Here is a 24,192-nt window from a genome sequence, read left to right as displayed (position 1 = left end):
GTAGAATGGTGTAAAACATGACTGAAATGGTGATTGAAATGAGAAATAATAAATACCTAGTGATTTATGAGGAGCTTGCCCAGCAAATTCAGGAAGGCAAGTATCCCGCCAGATCCATTCTGCCATCTGAACATGAATTGACGGAGATGTATTCCACTTCAAGGGAAACCATCCGAAAAGCGTTGAATTTGCTTGCGCAAAACGGCTTTATCCAGAAAATCCGCGGGAAAGGCTCGCTGGTCCTTGATTTAAAAAAGCTTCAGTTCCCCATATCGGGTCTGGTCAGCTTTAAAGAGCTGGCCGGGAAGATGGGTCAGCGTGCCGAAACGATTGTGGACGAATTTTCACTTATTCAGCCTGATGCAGAAAAGATGAAGCATCTCCATATTGATAAAAGTGAAAAGGTATGGAAAGTGTATCGTGTCCGGAAGATTGAAGATGAGCGGATTATTTTGGACAAGGATTTTTTAATTGAGAAATATGTCCCGGGCTTGAACAAAGAAATATGCCAGAGCTCTATTTTTGCCTACATTGAGGGCGAACTCGGGAAAAAATCAGTTTTGCCAAAAAGGAATTTACTGTGGAAGAACCAACTGCTGAAGACCGCAGGCTCCTTGATATGGAAGGGTTCCATGCCATTGTCGTGGTGAAAAATTATATCTACTTTGACGATGCCACCCTTTTTCAATACACAGAATCCAGGCACAGACCCGACAAATTCAGGTTTGTTGACTTTGCCAGAAGAATGGACAGCCAGGTATTTTAAAGGTGAATATGCCTTTTTACGTTTAAGATTGTCCATTCAGGGAAATCTCCTTATGTGAAGATTTTTCAAAGGAGATGTTATAAATGAGTAAAAAAATCGCATGCTTAATTACCGAGATGTTCGAAGATAGTGAATACACGGAACCTGCCAAAGCATTTAAAGAAGCCGGCCATGAAGTTGTGACAATTGAAAAGGAACAAGGCAAATCTGTTAAAGGAAAACAGGGCGAAGCCACTGTTCAAATAGATCAAAGTATTGATAACGTAAATCCGCAGGACTTTGATGCACTATTCCTGCCAGGCGGATTCTCACCGGACCAGCTTCGTGCCGATGACCGATTTGTTCAATTTACAAAATCCTTCATGGACGAAAAGAAACCAGTATTCGCCATCTGCCACGGACCACAGCTATTGCTGACAGCTAAAACACTCGAAGGCCGCGACGCAACCGGCTATAAATCCATCCAAGTCGACATGGAATACGCAGGAGCCAAATTCCAGGACTCAGAAGTCGTCGTCTGCCAAAACCAGTTAGTAACAAGCCGACAGCCAGATGATATTCCGGCATTTACACGTGAATCGCTTAAGTTGTTAGGTTAATAAAATTGACAGCCCTCTGCCTTAGTTGGTAGAGGGCTTAATATATACACTTAATATGGGTTTTGATTCCGTATAATTGTTAAATAACTGTGCTGATTGGAGCGAAAGGTACGAGACTCCTACGGGAGTAGCGAACCAGGGGAGACCCCGCAGGCGGTCACGCCGAGGAGGCTCGCGGTAGCCCCGTGGAAAGCGAGTGCCTGCAGTGGAAATCAGCACCCATATCAACAGCTGCACATTATGTTTAAAGGGTACAACCCATCAAAAAAAGCAGCCATCAATAGGCTGCTCCAATAATTATTTATTCTTCCTCAAACTCCCCAGCTCTTCCACCAAAGCCTGCATTTCATTCGGGCTAAAAGAATCCTTCTTCATAACAAGATCATAAATATCCTTCAATTCCTCATACATTTCCTCATCAAAGTGGGAAGGCTTTATAGCACCTAAGTTTAAAACCTTCAGCTTTTCCTTAATCGCCTCAATCATAAACTCCACATTCTCAACCGATTTCTCTGACAAATTATTCATTCCCAACACCCTCTCATCACTATGTATTCACGAATCTTCGTATTCTTTTCATCTTTCCATGTTCTCAATAAATTGTCAATATAAATTAGGCTTGCATGTACCATGGAAATTAGTAGAAAATAAAGGAGAAAGTTTGTACAAATCACATAAGATAATACAAGAAATGGACGAGTCAGGTTTCGTCAGCCGGAAAAAAGGGAAAAATTGAATCAAATTTTCATATAATAATTTTGCTAAAGGAGAATAAAATATGGGGAAATCATTGTTTTGGAAAGGCGTACTATATGGAGCACTTGCAGGCGGTGCGCTAAGCCTTCTTGACAAATCTACAAGGGAAACCGTTTTTGAAAATTGCCGGAAAACGTCCAGCAATGTCGGCTATTACTTAAAGCACCCAAGTGAAGCAGTTAATCAGGTGAAGGATGTTTCCAACAAGGTCAAAACAGCGATTGACCAAGTAAGTGAAGACGTTGCTTTTATTACTGGAACAGTGGAAGAAATAAGAGAAATGGCACCGGAAGTAACACAGATTGTCCAGAATACAAAGCAGGCCTTTTCAGATATTAAGCTGAAGGGATCAAGTGAACTGCCGGAAAAATCTGCTGACGATTCAGTTCAGATTCCGCATTAAAAACAAGTGAGGTGTTGGAATGGGACGAACTTTTTCGGCTCTGATTCCAAACTTATGGAGGAGAGTAGAAGAGGATGACGTGTTTGGACTTGCAGCCCAATTGGCGTATTTCTTTCTCCTCTCTCTTTTTCCACTGCTAATTTTCTTGGTCACACTCGTTCCTTATTTGCCGATCACACAGCAGGATATCTTAAATGTTGTTCGGGATTTTGCACCAGGAGAGACCATGAAGCTTATTGAAAGCAATATCTATGAAATTACGCAAAGAAATGGAAAGCTGCTTTCCTTTGGGATCATCGCTACGCTCTGGTCAGCTTCAAATGGAATCAATGCCGTGGTGAAGGCTTTTAATAAGGCGTATGACGTTAAGGAAACCCGTCATTTTATTATTGCACGAGGGATGGCGATATTACTGACGTTTGCCATGATTTTTGTGTTTGTACTGGCATTGCTCCTTCCTGTTTTCGGAAGACAGATTGGTTTGTTTATTTCTTCAGAATTTGGTTTGTCAGGCCAATTTCTGGCGATATGGAATATGGTCCGCTGGTTAGTGAGTCCATTCATTCTCTTTGTGGTGTTTACAGGGTTATACTGGATTGCCCCAAATAAAAAATTAAAGTGTATAAGTGTTGTACCTGGTGCCATTTTTGCAACAGCCGGCTGGGTGCTGTCATCACTTGCCTTTTCATACTATGTCAGCAGCTTCGGCAATTTTTCCGCGACATATGGAAGCATTGGGGCCATTATCGTGCTTATGATCTGGTTTTACATATCCGGCATTATCATCATTCTTGGCGGGGAAATCAATGCCATCAATTCTAAGATTAATAAAGAGGATTGCTGATGAAAAAGTTTCCTTCTTAAAAACATTCTCTCCGTAGCACAATAGTAATGGGGGAAAATGAATTTTCAGGAGGGCATCGAAATGACAAAACACACGAAAAAAGACGGCGGCACAAAGCAAAAAGGCAAAAATAAACCTAAACAAAAAACATCCGGATCTGCTAACGGGCAGAACGGCTACCATTAAAAAGAAAGGCGTAAGCGCCTTATCACGCAGGACCGCAGGACTAAGGACACCACGACCTGTGGAAACGTCTGCATGACCCCCATCCTGGGGGCCCCAAGCACAAGACGAGCCTGAAAGGCGTCCTTTGCCTTTGTGGCAGGATTGGTTTGTGTACTCGAGGGGGCAGGCTGCTTGCGCCAGACATAATAAAAGCCTGGGAAACTGAGTTCCCAGGCTTTTTCTTATGATCTCAATAACCTCAGGCTATTTAAAATAACTAAAATGGTAGACCCTTCATGGCCGATTACTCCATAAGGAAGGTCAAGTATCTGCAGGAAGTTGGATGCAATTAAAAACATAATGACCGTTATAGAAAAGATGACATTTTGTTTGATAATGCGATTCATTCGGCTTGAAAGTTTAATGGCTTCGGCAATTTTTGGCAGGTCATTTTTCATTAAGACAACATCAGCTGTTTCAAGCGCTACATCCGTTCCTTCGCCCATGGCAATTCCGACATTTGCCGTTGCAAGGGCAGGGGCATCGTTTATTCCGTCACCGACCATGGCGACATTGCTGTATTTTTCTTTGAGCTTTTTTAAATGCTCCACTTTGTTTTCAGGCAGGCATTCGGCAATATGCTCATTCACATGGCTTTCGCTGGCAATCGCTGCGGCCGTGGTCTGGCTGTCTCCAGTAAGCATGATGGTGTAAATCCCTTGCTGCTTCAATAGGTCTATTGCCTGCTTCGTCTCTTCGCGGACAACATCCTTGAGGGAAATAAGGCCGATTACTTCATCATTTTTCTGTACAAACACAATAGTCTTTCCTTCACTTGCCATTCGATCGGCAGCAGCTTCTGCAAATGCCTTGGCCTCTGTTTTACCGACAAAAGAGGCTTTGCCGATTTTCCATTCATCTTGATCAACTTTGGCTTTGACTCCAAATCCGGTAACATCTTCAATGCTTTCAGGACGAACAAGGGATTCTGATAGTGTTTCTTTAGCATATTTGACTATGGCATTTGCAAGCGGGTGGTTTGAATGACTCTCAATGGAAGCTACCTTTAAAAGCAGATCTTCCCTGGAAAGACCATCCTTGATTATTACATCGGTAACTTCCGGTTTTCCTTTTGTCAGGGTGCCGGTTTTATCAAAGGCGATTGCCTTAAGATGGCTTAAGTTTTCGAGGTGCACGCCTCCTTTAAACAGAATGCCGTGTTTCGCACCATTCGAAATAGCGGATAAGGTTGCGGGCATGATCGATGCAACCAGGGCACAAGGTGAAGCGACGACAAGCAGAATCATTGCCCGATAAAAGGTTTCTGTCCAGCTCCATCCTAAAAGAAAGTGAGGAGCAAACATCATTAAAACGACAACAGCCAAAACCACTTTGACATAGGTTCCTTCAAACTTTTCAATGAAAAGCTGTGAAGGAGATTTCTCGCTTTGGGCAGATTGGACCAGCTCAATGATTTTTTGAAAAAGAGTTTCATTATTTGGTTTTGTTATTTCAACGGTAATCGATCCGTTCAGATTCACAGTACCGGCAAATACCTGGTCATCTGCACCTTTGGAAACTGGCAGTGATTCACCCGTGATGGCTGCCTCGTCCAATGAGGAATGGCCTTTTACAATCGTTCCATCTGATGGAACACGTTCACCTGGTTTCACCAGGATTAAATCCCCAATCTTCAGCTCAGAAACATGCACACGTTCCTCGGCCCCATCTATGATCCTCAGGGCTTCTTCCGGCTGAAGTTCCATGAGGGAAGAGATTTCTTTATGGCTCTTGTTCATGGTGTATGTTTCTAAAGCGCCGCTGACGGCGAAGATGAATATCAGGATTGCACCTTCTGTCCAATACCCGATAATGGCTGACCCGATCGCAGCAAAAATCATCAGCATTTCAACATTCAGTTCTTTATTCTCAATGGTCTCTTCAATACCTTCTTTTGCTTTCGCAAAGCCGCCTATAATGAAAGCAAGCAGATAAGAGGCAATCGATGCAGCCTCCATATTGCTTCGGTCTAATAACCAGCCTGCCAGAATCAATACACCGCTTAGAAGAGCGGCAATCAGTTCAGCATGCGGTTTGATTTTTTCTAAAAGATTTTCTTCAGATGCAGTGCTGCTTTTAAGCAGAGCCTTTGCCTCCATACTCATCGTTTGTCCTCCTAAAAATGATTTTAAAGTTTTTTCAGTTGTCTTATTGAGAAGAATAATCACATTCAATACCCCTAAAAAACGACGAAAGCTGCCACCAATTAGGTGACAGCGTTAAAATCCAGTCATATCAGGTAATGCCAGCTAGCATTATGCAAATATTGTATTCTATTACTCTTATATTACTATATAGCCTATGAAAAGGAAAGTTAAACGGTCTCTATAAAAATTAAATAAATTTATTTAGCTTATGAATTTTGCACGTCGATTTCCGCTGCGGGTACTTGCTTTCCGCTCCAATCAACTCAGTAATTTAATTTGCATTTAAAAACCCCGCACCAATATTAAACTGCTTTACAATGCTTAGAATGACTGGCTCTTTTCCAATACCTGCTGTTTATTCCCAAACAATGTGACTGCACCAAAGATAATCAAAAGCATGACACTGATAATATTGAAGAAGCTTATGGATTTGAATAATTCAATGAAAAGGCCGCCGAAATAGGGGCCAATCAGGCTGCCAATGCTAAATGCTACTCCGCATAGGAGATTGCCGGTTGGAAGCAGGTTTTTAGGCATTAAGTCTGCCATATAGGTGATGCCAAGTGAAAAGGTTGATCCGACTGCCATACCGGCAATGAATAAGCAAACTGTTAGAGCAAAGACCAATTCTTCGAGCATGCTTGCGGCGATGAAGCTGATAAACCCGATAAAAAGAACACTCATTAATACGTTGCGTCTGCCGAATTTATCACTCATGATCCCTAAAGGAAGCTGGAATATGATTCCGCCGATTGCAAATGAAGTGAGCAGAAGGGAAACACTTGAAACCTCAAGTCCTATGCGCAGGCCGTAAATAGGGAAGCTGCCGTTCAAGGAGGCTTCAAGGAACCCATAGCCGAGTGCAGGCAAGAAGGCAACCCATCCATATTTTGTGGCTTTTGAAAAACGTTTCATTGTTTCCCTGAATGAGTTGATTTCAATGGCCTGTTCAGGGAAGTCATTTTTCAATGTAAATAAGAACAGCCAGGCGATTAGACATAGTATGGAAGAAAGGACAAACGGCATGGTTTCATTAATTTTGACAAGCGGAGCCATTAATGGACCTACTGCAAAACCCACCCCGAAGAAAAGTCCATATAATGAAATATTCCGGCCGCGCTTGTTTTCAGGTGAGAAGGATGTGATCCATGTTTGTGTGCCAAAGTGCAGGGCATGGTCGCCAATTCCGATTAAAAGCCGGAGAATGAACCAAAACCAAAATGATTTCCAGAGAGGAAACAGGATGAGAGATACCACCACTAATAAACCTCCAAGTATGATAACAGGCTTGTAGCCGTATTTGCGCAATGGATATTCCATAAAAGGAGAGATGAGCAGGATCCCAATGTATAAACCTGTTGCATTCAAACCATTCAAGCTGGAGGAAATGCCGTCATTTTCAAAAATAATTGCAATTAAAGGAAGCAGCATTCCCTGACTGAAACCTGAAATGGCCACAATGCTGATGAGAATCCAAAAACGCATTGTTTCTTTATTCATATTAAAACCTCATTTTCTGACGTGAAATATAAATGTCTCCTAAATGATGGTATCGGGAATAGAGAATCTTGGCAAGAGAAAGTTGCTGGTCATAATATTTTTGTTTGTAGATAAAATAGTGTAATCTCTAATATTAATAAGATAAAAAGGGGCGAATACCATGGAATTTAAAATGAAGGAAGAAGCAGGCTTTTATACCGATTTGCCATTTGGACGCCTGGATGTTGCCGGGGATGAAGAGCATGGCTTCAGACCGTACCAGCTGCTTGTCGCTTCGCTGGCTGTGTGCAGCGGGGGTGTTTTGAGGAAAATCATGAAAAAAATGCGCATGGAATTCGAAGACATCGAAATAAAAACCAATGTGGAAAGAAATCCTGAAGTCGCTGATCGTGTAGAGAAAGTACATATTCATTTCATCATAAAAGGAACTGACTTAAATGAAGCGAAACTTCACAAAGCATTGGAATTGACTAGAAAAAATTGTTCAATGGTGCGCTCAGTGGAAGGAAGCATTGAAATAGAAGAGACATTTGAACTTATTTAAAACGCAAACAAGGAAGAGGATGCCTCTTTCTTTTTTATAGGCAAGCTTTTCATCAGTATCTTTGTGAAGGGTAACTGAAAAATAGTATAATAATTCCTATAAAAATAATAAGAATTGAAAATTAGAAGTGAGGTGCCCCGCAATGAAATTCCAAGACTTATATACAGCCGAAGCAAGAATCCAGCTCATGGAAAAACTCTCGGAAACGTTTTTATCAAGAGCTGGCAAAAATGATGAAGAGGGTCTTTTTCCCTTTGAAAATATAAAAGAACTTAAAGAATCGGGATATACATCATTAACAGTCCCCAGACGATATGGAGGAAAGGAAATCTCCCTTTCTGAATTTCTGCGCCTCCAGGAAAAGATTGCTGAAGGAGATGGCTCCACAGCCTTATCCATTGGCTGGCATATGGGCATTATCAAAAGCCTGGGCGAGAAAAACAACTGGGATGAATCAGTATTTAGGGCTTTATGTGAAGAAGTAAAAAAGGGGCTTTAATGAATAACTGTGCATCAGAACCTCAGACGGGCAGCCCTACAAGGGGAGGAAAGCCAATTACCTCTGCCAGAAAAGAAGAGGGTTTTTGGATCATTAATGGCCGGAAAAGCTTTACAACCATGGCCCCTGTGCTTGATTACTTCAATGTGAGCGCCACGATTGAAGAAAGCGGGGAAATAGGAAACTTTTTAATTCCGAGAAGTTCCGAAGGCCTGGAAATAGAGGAAACATGGGACAGCATTGCCATGAGAGGAACGGGGAGCCATGATCTTCTTTTAAAAAATGTAAGAGTGAAGCAGGACGCGCTAGTCGAGCTGTTTCAGCCTGGAAAAAAGGAGCGGCTGGCTGGCTTCTCCATATACCGGCCTGTTATTTAGGCATTGCACAAGCGGCTCAAGATTATGCCATTACCTTTGCCAAAAATTATTCCCCGAACAGCATTAGTGGTGCAATCATTGATTTGCCAAATGTTCAGCAAAAAATTGGCGAGATGGAGCTTGAACTCATGAGAGCACGCCATTTTCTCTATTCAGTTGCAAAGAAATGGGATGAAGCAAACGATGAAGCCAGAAGCAGGATGCAGCCTGAATTGGGAGCAGTCAAGCTGGCTGTAACAAACGCAGCCATAGCAGTAGTCGATTTAGCCATGCGTGTGGCAGGTGCCCGCAGTTTATCAGCAAAAAATCCTCTGCAGCGATATTACAGGGATGTGCGTGCCGGCCTGCATAATCCGCCAATGGATGATATGACCATTCTGGCCTTAGCAAAAAAAGCTATAAAGTAACCCGGAAGGCTGCTCTCTTAGCAGCTTTAGTTATTATTTAAAAAACTTATTTCATCGTAGCCCCAATCGCCTGGTGATTGGGGTATTTTGTTGTCTTCATGTCTGAATTAGCGGTTAAGTTCGGACAGCAAAAGTCGTGGTTTGGGCCTAGGGTCTCCCTGAGTTCAGACAAGAAAAAAGGGAAAACCTTGAATTCTGTCCGAAGCCGCTCCATGTTCGGACAGGAGAAGAAGAAATATCGTGGACTGAGTCCGAAGTCGCCCTATGTTCGGACAGAAAAAGAGGGGAAATCGTGAATTGTGTCCGAAGTTGCCCTATGTTCGGACAGGAGAAGAGGAAAAACCGTGGATTGAGTCCGAAGTCGCTCTATGTTCGGACAGAAAAAGAGGGGAAATCGTGAATTGTGTCCGAAGTCGTCCCGAGTTCAGACAAGAGAAGAGGAAAAACCGTGAATTGTGTCGGAAGTCGCCCCGAGTTCGGACAAGAGAAGAGGAAGAACCGTGGATTGTGTCCCAAGTCGCCCTGTGTTCGGACAGCAAAAGCTAAATTTCTTCCCTGTTTTTAAAATGCCTAAATCCTGCTTCAAGTTTGAATTTTTTCGAAAGCGGCTAAAGAGAAAGAAACGTTTTACATAAACTTACTGCATATAATCACATAGGCGTGAATGAGCAGGCAATACTAAAAATATTAAAACGTAAGGAGAAAAAAGATATGACTAATAAAGTTTTCATGGTATTGGCGTTTGCAGGTGTGCCCCTGTCTGTCATCGGAACATTGATGCACTGGTCCAATATTTTGCTGTTTGTGATCTACTGCATCACCATTATCGCATTGGCCAGCTATATGGGAAGGGCGACAGAAAGCCTTGCCATAGTAACCGGCCCCCGAATTGGAGGGCTGCTGAATGCCACCTTTGGAAATGCGGTTGAACTGATCATTTCGATTTTTGCTTTAAAGGCCGGCCTGATTAGTGTTGTTCTTGCCTCACTGACAGGGTCCGTATTGGGAAATTTACTGTTAGTGGCCGGCCTTTCATTTTTCGTTGGAGGAGTTAAATACAAGACCCAGTCCTTTAATGTATATGATGCACGTCATAACTCAGGACTTCTGATGTTTGCCGTCATTGTGGCTTTTGTGATTCCTGAAGTTTTTTCAATGACCATGGATGAAGCTGAAACGATAACTTTCAGCATTGGCATCTCTGTCATATTAATAGCTCTTTATTTAGCGGCTTTGTTCTTCAAACTGGTCACTCACCGGGGCGTTTATCAATCAAAAGAGGATGACAGAAGCTCTCATGAGGAGGAAACTCCGGAGTGGAGCAAAGGAAAAGCCATTGCTGTACTTGCCATTTCTACCATTGCGGTTGCTTATGTATCAGAGAATCTGGTTCACACCTTCGAAGAAGTTGGAGAAGCGTTTGGCTGGACGGAATTGTTTATTGGGGTGGTCATTGTGGCAATCGTGGGAAATGCGGCTGAGCATGCTTCTGCCATCATTATGGCTTATAAAAATAAAATGGATATAGCTGTTGAAATTGCTGTTGGTTCCACGCTGCAGGTTGCGATGTTTGTAGCACCTGTTCTTGTACTGCTTTCATTGCTGTTCCCGGCTGCAATGCCTCTTGTCTTTACATTGCCTGAGTTAATTGCCATGGTGACAGCGGTGCTGCTTATGATTGTCATTGGCAATGATGGGGAAACCAATTGGTTCGAAGGCGCCACTCTGCTGGCAGCTTACGTTATAATGGGAATCGGATTTTATCTTTTATAGTCATGACCAAACAGAAAACCGGCTCTGAAAAAATCTCAGGGCCGGTTATTTATATGGGTATTTAAGTACTTTTTTAAAGGATTATGTTTTTCAGAGAATGGTTCTGTTCGCTTTCAGTCATTGATCACCAACCTTTACGCTGATTTTTGACCATTATCATGACTTGCAGAAGACTTAACAAAAAAACGATTCTCCTCCTTTTACATAGTAGTGGGGTTGATTTCCACTGCCCTCCTTTAGTTTAGTAAGCCTATTATAAAACATTATTAGATATTTGTAAATATTCAGATTTTTACAAAATCATTACAAATGAAATATTTTTGCTGCTGATTCCTCCTCAAATCCCTCCGTTATTTTTCACGGGACGGATAATATCCACTTTCTCCGAAAAAACTAATATCAACCTAAAAAGATTGTGACTTGAAAGGAGAAAGACATCATGAAAAAATACGTAAGCATTCTTTTTAGGTCTTATATTAATACTGTCATTCCATCCGGCCGCAGAAGCGCAGAAAGGGACTGAGAAATCGGCAAAACAGCCGCCGAAGGCCATTGTTGTCCCTAATTCGGTGCTGAATGTTACAAAGGAAAATACGTATCCTAATCCGGCTCAGGATATGCCGACACTCCAGCCGAGTGAATTAACCCAGCAGCTCATTGATTCATCCAAGGTTAAAATCGAAAATCCGGATCTCATTCGGATGCTGAATGAAACCTCTGTGAGCAGCACTCCGTTCGCACTTGGATACAGGGCCATCGTCTATCTCGGTCAGTGGCCGCTTAATTATGAGTCTGCTGAAACCTCCCTAATTGGGAATATCAGAGGATTAACACGAATTATTTCGACAACCGCGGCGGCAAGGCCCCATACCAGATTCATTATGTTCAGGAAGCCCAAAAGGTTGTCCGTGGAGGTTTGACTGCCAAGGTTCCCAATGCCGAGGATGTAAAAAAGATGATGCTTCTCAAAGCCATGGAGAAATCCGGTCTGCCTCTTGCTTTTGAAACGATTGTTGGAGCAGGCACCAAAAAAGATCATATCTATAACATTCCGCCCAAAAGATTAGGGTATCTATACGGCTATGCTCCCGCAATCAATGAAAAGGGGAAAGTAACGTATGGAGAAGTGTATTTGATGCTGAAAGGCAGCAAGAAAATGATTGTCATTAAAAATGTCACTTCACAGGGAATAGGTGCCTGGATTCCGATTCAGGATCATGTGACGTTTGGGTTTCTTGTTTCGGAAAGGCCTAGATAATAAAAAAGCCAGCCTGACATATAGGCTGGCTTAATCTATTAGATATTCGAACGTCTTGTTTTGAAATCTGTTTCTTTATAGTAGCTGTTCTTTACCAGAACGTTAGGGCCAAGGCATCTAACCCCCGCACAATGACAGTTCAGAGAATCAGCGAGTTCTGTTTTGCTCCACTTTTGATAAATATCCTCAAGCTGATCAGTTTGGATATTTCCCAGCGGCGGTGTATCGCCAAAGTCAGTGACAATGACATCGCCGGTGAAAATATTTATATTCAGCCGTGATCTTCCGTCAGGGTCATTCCGGACGGTTACATTATTTGATGAATGCAGTCTTCTTAAAAGATCCAGGTCTTCTTTATTGCTGCTGCAGGCATAAAAGGGCAGGGTGCCAAACAGCATCCATGTATTCTCATCCCGGATATCCAGCAGATGATGGATGGCTGATCTCATTTCTTCAAGAGTTAATGTTTCTAATGATGAGGCGAAGTCTGATGGATACATTGGATGGACCTCATGGCGCTGACAGTTCATTTCTTCTATAATCTGTTTATGAATTTTTTCAAGATAAGGCAATGTCCGTTTGTTGAGCATTGTTTCAGCAGAAACCATTACCCCCGCTTTCACGAGCTCCCTGCTGTTTTCAATCATCCTGTAAAAGAGCCGCTGACGCTGCTCTATCGTCGGCTTTCGCTCCATCATCGCAAAGCCGCCTTCGATAAAGTCCTCCTCAGTTCCCCAGTTATGAGAAATATGAAGGACATCCAAATATGGAATGATTTCTTCATAACGGGCTAACTCCAGTGTCAGATTAGAATTAATCTGTGTTCTGACCCCTCTTTCGTGCGCATAGCGAAGCAGCGGCGCAACATAATTTTTAACCGATTTTTTTGAAAGCATCGGCTCCCCGCCGGTAATGCTCAGTGAGCTTAAATGAGAAACTTCATCCAGCCTCTTAAGCATCAAATCAATGGGCAGGGCATCGGGGTCCCTGGGCTGAAGTGTATAGCCGACAGCGCAGTGTTCACAGCGCATGTTGCATAATACAGTGGTTGTGAATTCAATATTTGAAAGCACCAATTTTCCGTGCTGATCGATATCGGAATAAGCTTCCCATGGATCATTTTCCGGTGTGATAGGTGAAAGTTGTGTTTTCATATGTATCTCCTTTTAAATCTAAGTCCTTTGTCATTATTTAATCTTTCATATCCCATGTCAATCGATAGTTTGGACTAAAAATGATATAAAAACGTTTAATTTCTCCTCATGCGGGAATTAACTCAATAACAAACGCGAAACACTTTTTAACTTAAGAGGAGGATTTAACATGGAACAGAATAACACTTATAATACAACAAACACAACAACTGCTTTAAGATCAGATTATGGACAGGATATGAATTATGACCATGATAACGGATCAAACAGCAAGCTGATGAAAGGGATTGTCATTGGCGGTATTATTGGCGGGGCTTTAGCAATGCTGGATAGTACAACAAGAACAAAAGTAAAAACGAAAGCGATGGATCTAAAGGATTCTTCTGCAAATCTTATTTCTGAAGTGAAAGAAAATCCTGGTGATGTAAAGGATAATATGATTAACCAGTTTAAGAGTGCTTCCAATACTCTTAAAGAGGCCATTAAAGATGCCCAGAGTTTGTACCAGCGTGTCAACGAAGATGTTTTCGGCAACATGGATATGGTAAAAGAAGTGTCTAATGAAGCCATGTCAACAGCAAAGGAAGCAAAAAGCGAGCTGGCTGATATCGGGTCAAAAGTAAAGGAAGCAGGTTCAGAATTAATGGAAAGCCCTGTTGAGAACGGTGGAAATTCCACTGGCTCGAACAACCAGGCAGCAAGTTCAGTGAGCAGTTCAGAAACTGCTTTCCCGGTAGAGCGTGGAGAAAGTGCTGTCACCTATAGTCCTGAGACTCAAAAGAACAGCAATAACCTTTAATTAATAATATAAAATTTCCTCTGCTCTTATGAGTGGAGGATTTTTTATTGGTTCTGTTTCCTAATGATGGTTGTTTTATATATACATGGAGGGGGTAACCCTTAACTATAGGTATAGGACATTTTTTGGAGGTTACATTTATGGGTTATAGACGAGGGAAATCATTATCAAAGGATATGGAAAAACAATCTTACGAAAGAGAAACAGCTGTTGGAACTGCAGGGATGGTAGTCAGTCCTCATTCAGTTGCCACAGATATAGGTGAAAAAATACTGCGGGAGGGCGGCAATGCAGTAGATGCTGCAGCTGCCATCCAATTTGCATTAAATGTAGTAGAACCAATGATGACAGGCATTGGCGGAAGCGGATTTTTAATGGTTTACGACAATAAAAAGAAAGATGTAAAAATATATGATGGACACACAAGGGCGCCAAAAGGTGTGCATCCGGAAATGTTCCTCGATGACAATGGGGAAGTAATCGATTTTCGCAAACGCTCTACGCATGGAACAGCAGTAGGAATCCCGGGAATATTAAAAGCTATGGATTCAGCTGTAAAGGATCACGGTTCAAAGTCATTAGCCGATCTGATTCAGCCGGCAATAGAAGCCGCAGAAAGCGGCATTGAAGTGAACTGGGTAATGGAGGAAGCTCTTCAGAACTTTCATTACAGGCTGGGTGAGGAAGCCAAAGCTTTTTATTTTCCGGAAGGCAAATCTCTAAAGGAAGGTGACAGACTTGTCAAGGATCATTTAGCCAAGACATTCAGGATCCTGCAAAAAGAAGGAATAGCCTCCTTTTATGAAGGAGAGATAGCTGAAGCCATCGTAGAAACGTTAAAAGAAGAAGGCGGCTTTATGACGCTGGAGGACCTGAAAAATTACCGGCTTACCATTGATGAGCCGATATGGGGCGAGTATAAAGGCTATAAGATCGCTTCGTCCGCTCCTCCCAGTGCAGGCGGGGTAACCGTTATCCAAATTCTTAAAATGCTGGAGAAGTTTGATTTAAGCCAATATGACGCAAAGTCCTGGGAAAAGTATTATCTGATAACCGAAGCTATGCGTTTGGCTTTTGCGGACAAAGTTGCCTATTCAGGGGATCCGGAATTTTCTGATCTCCCTATTGAAGGCCTGCTACATGATGATTATATTGCTGAAAGGGTAAAGGCTATAAATTTTAAAAGGAGAAATGATGCAATAGATTTTGGAAACCCCTGGAAATATCAAGGGGGCGAACCAAAGCAGATTATTCGCCAGCCGGATGACTTAGAGAAAAGTGAAACAACTCATTTCACGGTTATTGACCAATGGGGCAATATTGCCGCATGTACATCAACCGTTGAGCATCCATTTGGGTCAGGGATTATAGTAAAGGGCTACGGATTTTTATTAAACAATGAACTTACAGACTTTGATGCCAACCCTGGCGGAATCAATGAACCAAAACCGGACAAAAGGCCGGTCAGCTGCAAAAGCCCGACGATCTTATTTAAGGATGACCAGCCCGTTCTAACTCTTGGTTCTCCAGGCGGACCGACCATTATTGGCTCGGTTTTTCAGACGATCGTGAATATCATTGACCATAAAATGAATCTAAAGGAAGCCATTGAAGAGCCCCGGATCTTTGCCACAACAGGCCCGCTTATTGAATGGGAGCCGGGAATAAGCATGGAATCCAAAGGCGAAATGGAGTCAAGCGGATTTGAATTTGGAGACAAGCCAAGCCGAATCGGGAATGTTCAGGCCATTCAGATTGACCGGGAGAAGGGCCGTCTATATGGTGCGGCTGACTCCAGCCGTGAAGGAAAGGCAGCCGGAATTACAGAGGAGCAAATAAAAAGCTGATGCCGCCTGGCATCAGCTTTTCTTTGAATCAATATCAGATAGTGTGCTCGTTTTGCTGTTTGAGCTGCTCCTTTTAATGACTAACATACTGCCGTTAGTCTCGAATACAACTGCTTCCACATCTTCCATTGAGGAAAACCCATTGGAACGAATAGCCTGCATAATTACTGATTTCAAAACCCTGTTTTTATATAAGGCTGACTCTATGAATTGACCTTGATAATAAAGCAGGTCAGGACTTGCTTTATTGAATGTGGCTGAATGAAGAGAAAGCCAGGCTACTATATAGGCCGATCAAAAGTGCATATGCAGTCAGACCCTCTGCAAGTGATACCTGTTTGTTAAGGAAAATAGTCGCCAGGGTAGACCCAAGGGCAACTGTTACCACTAAATCAAATGCATCATTTTTGTTAAGGTCCGTTTTCCTGATAGTCTCAGGAACAGAATCAGAAAAATATAGCTTATAGCTCCATTTGAAAGAACTCTCCATAAATCTTGCCAGCTTGAAAAAACATGATTGCCTCCCTTCTATATGGTTTTTATTCCTTTTATAGGAAGACAGTAAACGGAAGATTTTTATCTCCATTCATGTTGCATGGAGGCAATTGAAGGGTATATTAAATAAAAATACTTATTTGCTGAAATAACTAATTTCATGTAGGATGTTATCGAGACGAAAGGAGAGAACGTTTTGGGCAGTCCGATTCAAGATAAGAATTCACAGGTTACTTTTCTAAAACAGCGCTTAAATATGTTCCTGGACGTACTGGAAGCTATTGAGCCGGAAGACACCGAAATCGAAGACATCGACCGTTTAATTGCTATGATCGATGACCTCGAATCCAAATGCCGTGAATTTAATAACCGCGATTAAAACAGGAGCCTGAGGGCTCTTTTTTTATGGAAATTGCTTTGGGAATTTCCTCTTTCATCCTGTAAACGATTGCAACCTTTGTCTTTAAATACGCATCAGATAGGAGTATAATGATTACGATTAATAATTGTAATTTTCATAAAAGATATGAGCTATATAGGGAGCAAAGGGAAGGGGACTAAAGCAATGAATATCGACAAATTTCAGGAAAGCATGTATCAGCTGATTGTTGAGACATCTACTAATCTTCCGCGTGATGTGCGCCGTGCAATCAAATCAGCGAAAGAAAGAGAAAATGCCGGCACTAGAGCAGCGATGAGCTTAGATACCATTACGAATAATATTAAAATGGCTGATGATAATGTGTCGCCAATTTGCCAGGATACCGGATTGCCGACTTTCAAAATCAAGACGCCAGTCGGTGCTAACCAGCTGGTCATGAAGGAAGCAATCAAAAACGCAATCGCCCAGGCAACTAAGGACGGAAAGCTTCGCCCGAACTCTGTTGATTCCTTAACTGGCGCCAACAGCGGGGACAACCTTGGCTACGGAACACCTGTCATTAAATTTGAACAATGGGAAAAAGATTATATAGACGCCCGCCTGATTCTTAAAGGCGGCGGCTGTGAAAATAAAAATATCCAATATAGCCTTCCCTGCGAACTTGAAGGCCTTGGCCGAGCTGGACGCGACCTAGATGGAATCCGCAAATGCATCATGCACTCTGTATACCAGGCGCAGGGACAGGGATGCAGCGCCGGCTTTATCGGTGTCGGCATCGGGGGAGACCGCTCTTCAGGCTATGACCTGGCGAAAGAGCAGCTGTTCCGTTCTGTAGATGATGTAAATCCTAATGAAGATCTCCGCAAACTCGAGGATTACGTGATGGAGAATGCAAATGAGTTAGGAATCGGAACAATGGGCTTCGGCGGGGAAACCACGCTTTTAGGCTGTAAAGTCGGTGTTATGAACCGTATTCCGGCAAGCTTCTTCGTATCTGTTGCCTATAATTGCTGGGCGTTCCGCCGCCTAGGAGCAGCCATCAGCATGGAAACAGGCGAAATTAATGAATGGATGTATCAGGAAGGCGAGCACATCGACTTTGGTGCTTCTGAAGCTGAACTAGAGACAGCGGCAGCAGCAGAAACAGCAGAGCAAACAAACATCGTAACATTGCAGGCGCCGATTACTGAAGAACAGATCCGCAACCTTAAGGTTGGTGATGTGGTACAGATCAACGGCATGATGTACACGGGCCGCGATGCCATCCACCATCACCTTATGGACCATGATGCACCAGTCGATCTGAATGGGCAGGTCATTTACCACTGCGGCCCGGTCATGATGAAGGACGAAGACGGCAAGTGGCATGTAAAAGCTGCTGGACCGACTACAAGTATTCGTGAGGAGCCATATCAGGGAGATATCATGAAAAAGTTCGGCATCCGTGCTGTTATCGGTAAAGGCGGAATGGGGCCAAAAACATTGGAAGCACTTCAGGAACATGGCGGCGTTTACTTAAATGCAATCGGCGGTGCTGCACAATATTATGCTGACTGCATCAAGTCGGTTGAAGGCGTGGACCTCATGGAATTCGGTATTCCGGAAGCTATGTGGCACCTTAAGGTTGAAGGCTTTACTGCAGTTGTGACGATGGATTCCCACGGGAACAGTCTTCATAGGGATGTAGATAAATCTTCACTTGAGAAATTGGCTCAATTCAAAGAGCGTGTATTCTAATAGATGAACGGGAGAGAGGCTGTTTGCGGCCTCTCTTTTTTGTGCATTTTTTTGCCAATGATCCCTGCGAATGTTTTTATTTCATTCACAAACACTAAGAAAAAAATATTGGAGGAGCTCAGATGAAAAAATTAAGTATCTTCCTGAGTGTTTTTATTTTGTTTTTTTCCGGAACAGCTTATGCGAATTATGGCAATTCGCCGGTTCACTGGGGATTCAAAAAAGCAAAAAATGAGGTGCCTGCCGAAGCAGGAAAGCCGCTCGACTCACTGCTTGAAAGACATGGCTCCTATTATAAAGGCGATCCAAGCAAAAAAGACATTTATTTAACATTTGATAATGGATATGAAAACGGCTATACAGGGCAAATTTTGGATGTTCTGAAAAAGGAAAATGTTCCTGCTGCCTTTTTTGTAACAGGACATTATTTAAAAAGCGCACCCGATCTTGTAAAGAGGATGGCGGATGAAGGGCATATCATAGGCAATCACTCCTGGCATCATCCTGATATGACAAGAGTGAGCGATGAGAAATTTATTAAAGAACTTGAAATGGTCCGTGCTGAAAACGAAAAGCTTACAGGTGTTAAGCATATGGCATATTTGCGGCCGCCTCGAGGCATTTTCAGCGAACGCACTTTGGCTTTGGCTAAAAAGGAAGGCTATACGCATGTATTCTGGTCACTGGCCTTTGTCGACTGGAACACAGACCGGCAGAAAGGCTGGCAGTATTCTTACGACAATATTATGCGTCAGATCCATCCAGGCTGTATCCTTCTCTTGCATACTGTTTCAAAGGACAATGCCGATGCTCTCCAAAAGGCCATACAGGATCTGAAAAAACGCGGGTACACCTTTAAGAGCCTTGATGATCTGACATGGGAACAGGCAATTGGGGAGCGGATGCTGTACTAATATATGTTTGGCCGATAAATATTGTGGTAGGCCGTTAAAGCTGGACATTTTGCCGATAAATCCAAGATTTGGCTGATAAACGATAGTTTCGGCCGATAAAAAATTTGGATGGGCACAACAAAGTGATATTGGCCGTAAAACTTAAGATTAGGCCGGTAAATTATGTGCTTTGGCCGATATTTTTTTAAGATGGCCGGTAAATGCCCAATTTCGGCCGGTAACACTGCAGGAATTTATAAATTGCATGAAATAGACCCAACTTTTCAGGGTCTATTTTGTATATAGTCCAACAATTTTAGTAAAATAACGGCAAAAAATGCTATAATCGGGGAAAATGATAAAGGACGGATTCTTCTTGGAAAAGATTCAGGTAGAAGGACCTTATAATTTTGATCTGGTACTGGACAGGCTTTCGAATGACCCTCTTAATCAGGTTGATATAGAAAATCGGTCTGTGAAAGTGCCTATGCTGCTCGGCCAACATCCAGTTGTTGCAAATGTAAAAGCAATCGGTACAACTGATAAGCCAGAATTTTTAATAACCGGAACTGATGGCGCTTTTAAAGAAAAAGCAGCAGAGCGTTTATCGGAAATTTTTCAATGGCATCTGCCTCTTGAGAGGATTCACGAACATTTTCAAAACACAGAATTACAGCCAATTTTCGATGCTCATTATGGTACTCCAATTGTTCTTGATTTTGATCCGTATAGCTGTATATTAAAATGCATTATTCACCAGCAGCTTAATCTTGCTTTCGCACACACGTTAACAGAACGGTTTGTAAAAGCATTTGGATTCGAAAAGGATGGAGTGTGGTTTTATCCGCTTCCCGAAAAAGTTGCAGAACTGAAAGTGGATGAATTAAGAGAGCTGCAGTTCAGTGGACGAAAGGCTGAGTATGTAATTGGCATCGCAAAAGAAACGGCCTCGGGAAATTTAAACTTTGACGAGCTTAAAAACCTTTCAGATGAAGAAATTTATGATAAACTTATCAAATTGCGCGGTGTCGGACCCTGGACTGTTCAAAACTTCTTGATGTTCGGGCTGGGCCGGCCAAATCTTTTTCCAGCTGCAGACATTGGCATCCAGAATGCCTTAAAAAAACTATATAAATTAGAAGCGAAACCGACTCTTGAGGAAATGGAGACATTCTCGAAGAGCTGGGATCCTTATTTGAGCTATGCTTCTCTTTATTTGTGGAGGAGTATCGAGTAATTTGGAGTGATGAAGCACCATGAAACAAGAACAAACAGCTAAATTAAAACTAAAGCAAACATTCCCGCTGACAATCAAAAGGCTTGGCATCAATGGGGAAGGTGTCGGTTATTTTAAAAGGCAAGTCGTATTTGTTCCAGGAGCACTGCCTGGCGAGGAAATCACAGCAGAAGCAACAAAGGTAAACCCAAAGTTTGCTGAGGCCAAAATAAAAAATATCCGTAAAAAATCGGAATTCCGTGTTCAGCCGCCATGCCCGGTATATCATGAGTGTGGAGGCTGCCAGCTGCAGCATCTCCGGTATGATCAGCAGCTGAAGGAGAAACGGGATATCATTATTCAAGCTTTAGAACGCCATACTAAGCTGAATCCCGAGAAGCTGGATATCAAAGAAACCATTGGAATGGAAGATCCGTGGAGCTACAGAAATAAAAGCCAGTTCCAGGTTGGCCAAAAAGACGGGAAGGTGCTTGCCGGATTATATGGCATGAATTCGCACCGCCTGATTAATATTGAGCACTGTGCAGTGCAGCATCCGCAAACAACAAAGGCGACTGAAACAGTGAAACGAATTCTCCAGGATTTGAGAATCCCAATCTATAATGAAAGAAGCCGAAAGGGTATAGTAAGAACAATCGTTGCCAGGGTGGGAATCCAGACAGGAGAGCTTCAGATTGTACTGATCACAACTCAAAAAGAGCTTCCAAAGAAAGAGATCATAATAGGAAAAATCAAAAGCGAGCTTCCTGAAGTAAAATCAATCATCCAAAATGTGAATGGTGAAAAAACCTCCCTTATTTTTGGACAGGAAACCATGAATCTGGACGGAAGGGACTTTATCCAGGAAACACTCGGAGATTTGCAGTTTGAACTATCTGCACGGACATTTTTCCAGCTGAACCCTGAACAGACCGTTAAGCTTTATAATGAAGTCAAAAGAGCAGCGGCTTTAACCGGCAAGGAAAAAGTAGCTGACGCATACTGCGGCGTCGGAACGATTGGATTATGGGTAGCCGATCAGGCAGCGGAAATCCGCGGCATGGATATCATCAGGGAATCCATTGAGGATGCAAAGAAAAATGCTGCCCGCCATGGAATTAAACATGCCCAATATGTTGTCGGCAAAGCAGAGGAATGGCTTCCTAAATGGACAAAAGATGGATGGCGTCCGGATGTTATTATCGTCGATCCGCCAAGAACAGGACTTGATCATCAGCTGTTAAAGACTATTTTAAAAGTCCAGCCCAAGAAAGTGGTTTATGTCTCATGTAACCCATCTACATTGGCAAAGGATATTTCGGTCCTGAGCCCCAAATATAAAGTAAATGGCATACAGCCTGTGGATATGTTCCCGCAGACCGCACACGTGGAGAGTGTGACACAACTTGTTTTAAACGTGTAACCCAAACATAAGCTTTTGCTGATCCACCCTGATTTCGTAAAAAATATTTTTGCGGTTTCGGGGTCTTTTTTCTGTTAATCCCTGCTGTTTTTTAGGATGTTTTAGCAAAGCTTTATTTTTTACTCAGCCAGTGGAATACTGTTTAATGGGATGGATGCCAGCAGGAGATATTTTAGCTGTACAAAAATTGTGCAGTTAAAATTTACATTATTTAATCAGTTTGATAAAAAGTGCTTAAGCATGGTATAAGTGTAAAAGAAGCAGGGATATTCTGCTTTTTAATTTTGGGATTAAAAGTTGGTTTCCCATATTGAGAGGATTTGAATTTTACTATGATAGATAATTTTTGGCGTGAGTTACCGCGGCCATTTTTTATACTGGCACCAATGGAAGAGGTGACGGATGTTGTTTTTCGCCATGTGGTGAGTGAAGCAGCCAGACCTGATGTGTTTTTTACTGAGTTTACAAACTCAGATAGTTATTGTCACCCTGAGGGGATTAATAGTGTGCGTGGGCGTTTGACTTTTACAGAGGATGAACAGCCAATTGTAGCCCATATATGGGGGGATAAGCCTGAATACTTCCGGCAAATGAGTATTGGGATGGCGGAACTGGGCTTTAAGGGATTGGATATCAATATGGGCTGTCCTGTACCCAATGTGGCACAGCACGGGAAGGGAAGCGGCCTGATCCGCCGCCCGGAAGTGGCAGCTGAATTGATCCAGGCAGCCAAAGCAGGAGGTTTGCCGGTAAGTGTAAAGACAAGGCTTGGCTTCACGGAAGTAGACGAATGGAAGGTCTGGCTGAAACACATTTTGGAGCAGGACATTGCTAATCTTTCCATTCATCTGCGTACAAGGGACGAAATGAGCAAAGTGCCTGCGCATTGGGAGCTGATCCCGGAGATTAAGAAACTTCGCGACCAGGTGGCACCAGATACCCTTTTGACGATCAATGGAGATATTCCTGACCGTCAGAAGGGCTTGGAGCTGGCCGAGAAATACGGTATTGATGGAGTTATGATTGGGCGCGGCATATTCCATAATCCATTTGCTTTTGAAACGGAGAAGAAAGATCATAGCAGTGAGGAATTGCTGGACCTTTTAAGATTGCATATGGATCTTCATGATCAATATTCGCATTTAGAGCTGCGGCCGTTCACGGCTCTTCACCGTTTTTTCAAGATCTATGCCAAAGGATTTCCAGGGGCAAGTGCACTAAGAAATCAATTGATGAACACAAGGTCTACAGATGAAGTGCGTGAATTGCTTGATGCGTTTGTGTCAAAGAATCTTGAAAATAATAACTGAATTCTAAATGGGGATGGGCAAGCGGTCCATCCTCCTTTTTTTCACAAGGTTTGTTGCTTTTTGTATTATATTTACTGAGTTGATTGTAGCGGAAGGTGCGAGATCCTTGAAAATGCATTCGCATTTTCTTCGTGCGGTGTTTACTCAAGGGAGCTTACTCAATGTCTGCGGGAGTAGCGGACAGGTGAGACCCCGCAGACGCACAGCGTCGAGGAGGCTCACCGCCCGCCCCGCGGAAAGCGAGCAGCCTGGAGCGGAAATCAACGGACAGCATTGATAAGCAAAAAACAACAATTTATACGAAAAGAGCCTAAATTTTAAACTTGAGGGATGAGGATGAAAGCTTTTTTATTATGCACATTCATGGTATTTTCTTTTGCAATGATAGCAGGCTGTCAATCAGCTGAAACAATGGTTCTGCTGGATGAGGAAGTCAGAGAAATCAAAGTTTCAAAATCGGAGGGTCTAGGCGGAATTAATGAAGAAAGTTTTATTTCTTTCAAGGATAGAAAATCGATCGCTGTATTTGAAAAGGCAATAACATCTGCTGTAAAACAGTCAGGGAATGCAGATATTAGTAAACCTGAGTATGATATAGCAGTAGAATATAAAGGAGAACTTCCTTCTCACGGCATTCATTTGTGGCTTGGAGAAGACAATGAAAAAAGCGCCTTCATGTATATTACAGATGAATCTGTTTACCTAACTTCTCCAGAAATGACGATAAAACTAAGAAGCCTAATTCTCTCCAAATAACAGCAGCCCAGCCATTTCACCTGTGTGTGGAATTAAATTCCATATGGTTAATTCACTTGGAAAAGGGGTATTGATCAGTAAT

20 protein-coding genes and 3 pseudogenes are annotated in these 24,192 nt (G+C 42.6%); 17 read left to right on the top strand and 6 right to left on the bottom strand.

The features are described 5' to 3' along the window. Positions 1 to 38: 38 nt before the first annotated feature. A pseudogene (gene treR, locus M5V91_RS16280) lies at positions 39 to 766 on the top strand (trehalose operon repressor). A gap of 83 nt (positions 767 to 849) precedes the next feature. Continuing rightward, entirely contained in the window at positions 850 to 1,365 is a 516-nt protein-coding gene (locus M5V91_RS16275; RefSeq protein ID WP_009334897.1) for a type 1 glutamine amidotransferase domain-containing protein, read from the top strand. A 297-nt stretch (positions 1,366 to 1,662) separates the two neighbouring features. On the opposite strand, the gene M5V91_RS16270 is transcribed toward M5V91_RS16275, so the two are convergent. Further along, positions 1,663 to 1,893: a DUF1128 domain-containing protein gene (locus M5V91_RS16270; protein ID WP_009334896.1), complete on the bottom strand. Its 231-nt coding sequence runs from the start codon at positions 1,891 to 1,893 to the stop codon at positions 1,663 to 1,665. 250 nt (positions 1,894 to 2,143) lie between these two features. On the opposite strand from M5V91_RS16270, the gene M5V91_RS16265 reads away from it, so the two are divergent. Both M5V91_RS16265 and M5V91_RS16260 read left to right on the top strand, forming a co-directional pair. Further along, positions 2,144 to 2,524: a YtxH domain-containing protein gene (locus M5V91_RS16265; RefSeq protein ID WP_217025746.1), complete on the top strand. Its 381-nt coding sequence runs from the start codon at positions 2,144 to 2,146 to the stop codon at positions 2,522 to 2,524. A gap of 19 nt (positions 2,525 to 2,543) precedes the next feature. Beyond that, complete coding sequence (locus M5V91_RS16260; protein ID WP_009334894.1) at positions 2,544 to 3,368, top strand: YihY/virulence factor BrkB family protein; 825 nt, start codon at positions 2,544 to 2,546, stop codon at positions 3,366 to 3,368. A 407-nt stretch (positions 3,369 to 3,775) separates the two neighbouring features. On the opposite strand, the gene M5V91_RS16255 is transcribed toward M5V91_RS16260, so the two are convergent. Continuing rightward, positions 3,776 to 5,698, bottom strand: coding sequence for a heavy metal translocating P-type ATPase (locus M5V91_RS16255; protein ID WP_251173964.1), 1,923 nt, complete (start codon positions 5,696 to 5,698; stop codon positions 3,776 to 3,778). A gap of 363 nt (positions 5,699 to 6,061) precedes the next feature. Continuing rightward, positions 6,062 to 7,240, bottom strand: coding sequence for an MFS transporter (locus M5V91_RS16250; RefSeq protein ID WP_009335733.1), 1,179 nt, complete (start codon positions 7,238 to 7,240; stop codon positions 6,062 to 6,064). A gap of 160 nt (positions 7,241 to 7,400) precedes the next feature. Here M5V91_RS16250 and M5V91_RS16245 point away from each other — a divergent pair, with 160 nt between their 5' ends. The 4 genes and pseudogenes from M5V91_RS16245 to M5V91_RS16230 all read left to right on the top strand — a co-directional run bounded on the left by M5V91_RS16245 (position 7,401) and on the right by M5V91_RS16230 (position 12,098). Then, entirely contained in the window at positions 7,401 to 7,784 is a 384-nt protein-coding gene (locus M5V91_RS16245; protein WP_009335734.1) for an OsmC family protein, read from the top strand. Between the two features lie 142 nt (positions 7,785 to 7,926). Next, positions 7,927 to 9,067: pseudogene (locus M5V91_RS16240) on the top strand (acyl-CoA dehydrogenase family protein). 711 nt (positions 9,068 to 9,778) lie between these two features. Beyond that, positions 9,779 to 10,840, top strand: coding sequence for a calcium/proton exchanger (gene cax / locus M5V91_RS16235; protein ID WP_009335736.1), 1,062 nt, complete (start codon positions 9,779 to 9,781; stop codon positions 10,838 to 10,840). Positions 10,841 to 11,279: 439 nt separating this feature from the next. Continuing rightward, a pseudogene (locus tag M5V91_RS16230) lies at positions 11,280 to 12,098 on the top strand (YfkD family protein). Between the two features lie 38 nt (positions 12,099 to 12,136). Here M5V91_RS16230 and yfkAB read toward each other — a convergent pair. Continuing rightward, complete coding sequence (gene yfkAB, locus M5V91_RS16225; RefSeq protein ID WP_071155886.1) at positions 12,137 to 13,252, bottom strand: radical SAM/CxCxxxxC motif protein YfkAB; 1,116 nt, start codon at positions 13,250 to 13,252, stop codon at positions 12,137 to 12,139. Positions 13,253 to 13,421: 169 nt separating this feature from the next. On the opposite strand from yfkAB, the gene M5V91_RS16220 reads away from it, so the two are divergent. Next, entirely contained in the window at positions 13,422 to 14,051 is a 630-nt protein-coding gene (locus M5V91_RS16220) for a hypothetical protein (protein ID WP_009335757.1), read from the top strand. Positions 14,052 to 14,191: 140 nt separating this feature from the next. Next, positions 14,192 to 15,898 carry a gamma-glutamyltransferase gene (gene ggt, locus M5V91_RS16215; RefSeq protein ID WP_071155890.1) on the top strand — a complete coding sequence of 569 codons (1,707 nt, stop codon included), beginning with the start codon at positions 14,192 to 14,194 and terminating at the stop codon, positions 15,896 to 15,898. Between the two features lie 12 nt (positions 15,899 to 15,910). Here ggt and M5V91_RS16210 read toward each other — a convergent pair whose 3' ends face one another. After that, positions 15,911 to 16,105, bottom strand: a complete 195-nt coding sequence (locus tag M5V91_RS16210; protein ID WP_251174142.1) for a YetF domain-containing protein — start codon at positions 16,103 to 16,105, stop codon at positions 15,911 to 15,913. A gap of 37 nt (positions 16,106 to 16,142) precedes the next feature. Beyond that, positions 16,143 to 16,388 (bottom strand): DUF421 domain-containing protein, encoded by a 246-nt coding sequence (locus M5V91_RS16205; protein ID WP_251173962.1) that lies wholly within the window; start codon positions 16,386 to 16,388, stop codon positions 16,143 to 16,145. A 201-nt stretch (positions 16,389 to 16,589) separates the two neighbouring features. On the opposite strand from M5V91_RS16205, the gene M5V91_RS16200 reads away from it, so the two are divergent. The 7 genes from M5V91_RS16200 to M5V91_RS16170 all read left to right on the top strand — a co-directional run bounded on the left by M5V91_RS16200 (position 16,590) and on the right by M5V91_RS16170 (position 24,110). Then, positions 16,590 to 16,772: an SE1561 family protein gene (locus tag M5V91_RS16200; protein WP_009335760.1), complete on the top strand. Its 183-nt coding sequence runs from the start codon at positions 16,590 to 16,592 to the stop codon at positions 16,770 to 16,772. Between the two features lie 186 nt (positions 16,773 to 16,958). Continuing rightward, positions 16,959 to 18,512 (top strand): fumarate hydratase, encoded by a 1,554-nt coding sequence (locus M5V91_RS16195; RefSeq protein ID WP_284521341.1) that lies wholly within the window; start codon positions 16,959 to 16,961, stop codon positions 18,510 to 18,512. Positions 18,513 to 18,634: 122 nt separating this feature from the next. Further along, positions 18,635 to 19,426, top strand: coding sequence for a delta-lactam-biosynthetic de-N-acetylase (gene pdaA, locus M5V91_RS16190; protein WP_251173961.1), 792 nt, complete (start codon positions 18,635 to 18,637; stop codon positions 19,424 to 19,426). A 334-nt stretch (positions 19,427 to 19,760) separates the two neighbouring features. Then, positions 19,761 to 20,642: a DNA-3-methyladenine glycosylase family protein gene (locus tag M5V91_RS16185; protein ID WP_217025741.1), complete on the top strand. Its 882-nt coding sequence runs from the start codon at positions 19,761 to 19,763 to the stop codon at positions 20,640 to 20,642. Positions 20,643 to 20,661: 19 nt separating this feature from the next. Continuing rightward, complete coding sequence (gene rlmD, locus M5V91_RS16180; protein WP_251173960.1) at positions 20,662 to 22,044, top strand: 23S rRNA (uracil(1939)-C(5))-methyltransferase RlmD; 1,383 nt, start codon at positions 20,662 to 20,664, stop codon at positions 22,042 to 22,044. Between the two features lie 332 nt (positions 22,045 to 22,376). Then, positions 22,377 to 23,354, top strand: a complete 978-nt coding sequence (locus tag M5V91_RS16175) for a tRNA dihydrouridine synthase (RefSeq protein ID WP_251173959.1) — start codon at positions 22,377 to 22,379, stop codon at positions 23,352 to 23,354. Positions 23,355 to 23,690: 336 nt separating this feature from the next. Continuing rightward, positions 23,691 to 24,110, top strand: coding sequence for a YhfM domain-containing protein (locus M5V91_RS16170; protein WP_019383458.1), 420 nt, complete (start codon positions 23,691 to 23,693; stop codon positions 24,108 to 24,110). Positions 24,111 to 24,192: the final 82 nt, after the last annotated feature.

Source organism: Cytobacillus pseudoceanisediminis (assembly GCF_023516215.1).
In the GTDB taxonomy this organism is placed as follows: domain Bacteria; phylum Bacillota; class Bacilli; order Bacillales; family Cytobacillaceae; genus Cytobacillus; species Cytobacillus pseudoceanisediminis.
This window is presented reverse-complemented; position numbering and strand designations above follow the sequence as displayed.